Below are 2136 nucleotides of genomic sequence, written 5' to 3'. Positions count from 1 at the left end.
CGAGGTTCCATCATGACCGGCGGGTCCGGAAAACCGAGGCACTGGCGGTACGAGCATCGGCGGGAGCCCCTGGCGAGCCGCGGGGTGTTCCTGCGGCGGTTGGCGGTCCACGGCGGCGTGGGGTTCGGGATCGTCATGGTGTCGCTCGCGATCGGCATGGCGGGGTACCGCGCGACCGAGGGCATGGGCTGGATCGACGCGTTCCTCAACGCGTCGATGATCCTGGGCGGGATGGGTCCCGTGGACCAGTTGCGGACGGACGGCGGCAGGATCTTCGCGGGAATGTACTCGCTGTTTTCCGGTGTGGTGTTCCTGGTCGTCGTGGGCGTGATGTTCGCGCCGCTGGCGCACCGGATGCTGCACAAGCTCCACATCGACGGCGGGCCGGATCGATGAAGGGACGCGAACATCACGCCCACGCCCCCAACGACTACAACCGCATCTTCGCGGTCGCCGTGGCGCTCAACGTCGGCTTCGTGATCGTCGAGGCCGGGTTCGGCGTGGCCGCGCACTCGCTGGCGCTGCTGGCGGACGCGGGGCACAACCTGGGCGACGTGCTCGGGCTGCTGCTGGCCTGGGGCGCCACGCGGCTGGCGCAGCGCAAGCCCTCGCAGCGGCGCACCTACGGTTGGCGCAGCTCGTCCATCCTGGCGGCGATGCTCAACGCGGGGCTGCTGCTGGTCGCGGTGGGCGGGATCTCGTGGGAGGCGGTGCAGCGTTTCGGGCGGCCGGGCGCGGTGGTCGGCGTGACGGTCATCTGGGTGGCGGCGGTCGGCGTGGTGCTGAACACGGCCACGGCGCTGCTGTTCGTGGCGGGGCGCAAGCGCGACCTCAACATCCGCGCCGCGTTCCTGCACATGGCGGCCGACGCCGCGGTGTCGGCGGGCGTGGTGGCCGCCGGGTTCGTGATGCTGCGGACCGGGTGGATGTGGCTGGACCCGACCGTCAGCCTGGTGATCGCGGCGGTGATCCTGGTCGGGACCTGGGGGCTGCTGCGCGAGTCGGTGGACCTGGCGCTGGCGGCGGTGCCGGCGGGGATCGACCCCGCGGCGGTGGAGGCATACCTGGGCGGGTTGCCCGGGGTGACGGCCGTCCACGACCTGCACATCTGGGGCATGAGCACGACCGAGTCCGCGCTCACCGCCCACCTCGTGAAGCCCGACCCGCGCGACGACGACGAGCTGCTGGCCCGGGCCTGCCGGGAGCTCCACGACCGCTTCGGCATCGGGCACGCGACGCTGCAGTGGGAGCGGGGTGGGCAGACGGTTCCTTGCGTAGGGGCCTGCTTTCGGTAGAACCTCCGCTTCAGTGAAACCAGATGATCAATTCCCCGTAAGTACCAGAACGCCTCGCCCCACGCCCCGAGGCGCCGTCATCAACCACACGGGGGAGCGGAGATGAACAAGCGGTGCGGGCTGTTGATCGGCCTAGCGATGGTGCTCACGGCGGCGACCGCCGCCGCCGAAACGGTGGCCGGGCTGCCGGTCCACGTACAGAAACTCGGCGAGGGGGTCGTCAGGGTCTGGGTCGGCGACCACATCTCCTCGACGGCGACGGTCGCCTTCGCCACGCAGAAGGGCATCCTGGTCGTGGACACGACCGGCAACCCGCTGGTCGACCGCGAGCTGCGGCGCGTCATCGCGCGCGAGCTCGGGCGCGGCGACTTCACGACGCTGGTCAACACCCACGAGCACGGCGACCACACCGGCGGCAACGCGGTCTACGCCGACTGCGAGATCGTCGGCCACGAGCTGGTCGCCGAGGGCATGGCCGACGGCCTGGCCTTCCGGCCGCAAGCCCTGGAATGGTTCGCGATCGGCATCCCCGAAACGGAAGCTCGCATCGCGGCGCTGCCCGAGGGCGACCCGAGCCTGGCGAGCCTGCGCGAGGACCTGGCCCTGGACATCCTGAACCGCGACGCCCTGCTGGCGGACGCGCCGCTCGTGCCGCCCACGCGCACCTTCGCCGACCGCCTCACGCTCGACATGGGCGACACCACGTTCGAGCTGTACTACACCGGCGGCATGCACACCGCGAGCGACATCGCCGTCTTCGTGCCCCGGCACGGCATCCTGATGACCGGCGACACGATGTCCGACCGCTGGCTGACCGACACGCCGGGCTGCCTGGCGTCCT

At 71.1% G+C, this 2136-nt stretch carries 3 protein-coding genes; all 3 read left to right on the top strand.

All coding sequences use genetic code 11. The features are described from left to right. Positions 1-12 precede the first annotated feature (12 nt). A complete protein-coding gene (locus Q7W29_14925; protein ID MDO9173114.1) occupies positions 13-396 on the top strand; it encodes a hypothetical protein in 384 nt (127 codons plus the stop codon). After that, on the top strand, positions 393-1295 hold the full coding sequence (locus Q7W29_14920; GenBank protein ID MDO9173113.1) for a cation diffusion facilitator family transporter: 903 nt from the start codon (positions 393-395) through the stop codon (positions 1293-1295). The genes Q7W29_14925 and Q7W29_14920 overlap by 4 nt, the downstream gene beginning before the upstream one ends. A gap of 102 nt (positions 1296-1397) precedes the next feature. After that, positions 1398-2136 (top strand): MBL fold metallo-hydrolase (locus Q7W29_14915; protein MDO9173112.1); only part of this gene is annotated, 739 nt, incomplete at its 3' end.

This window comes from bacterium, from assembly GCA_030654305.1.
In the GTDB taxonomy this organism is placed as follows: domain Bacteria; phylum Krumholzibacteriota; class Krumholzibacteriia; order LZORAL124-64-63; family LZORAL124-64-63; genus PNOJ01.
This window is presented reverse-complemented; position numbering and strand designations above follow the sequence as displayed.

What these genes read in the sequence shown, in the direction of transcription:
- Q7W29_14925 (MDO9173114.1), top strand. Translation starts at nt 13, where the DNA reads ATGACCGGCGGGTCCGGAAAACCGAGGCACTGGCGGTACGAGCATCGG.
- Q7W29_14920 (MDO9173113.1), top strand. Translation starts at nt 393, where the DNA reads ATGAAGGGACGCGAACATCACGCCCACGCCCCCAACGACTACAACCGC.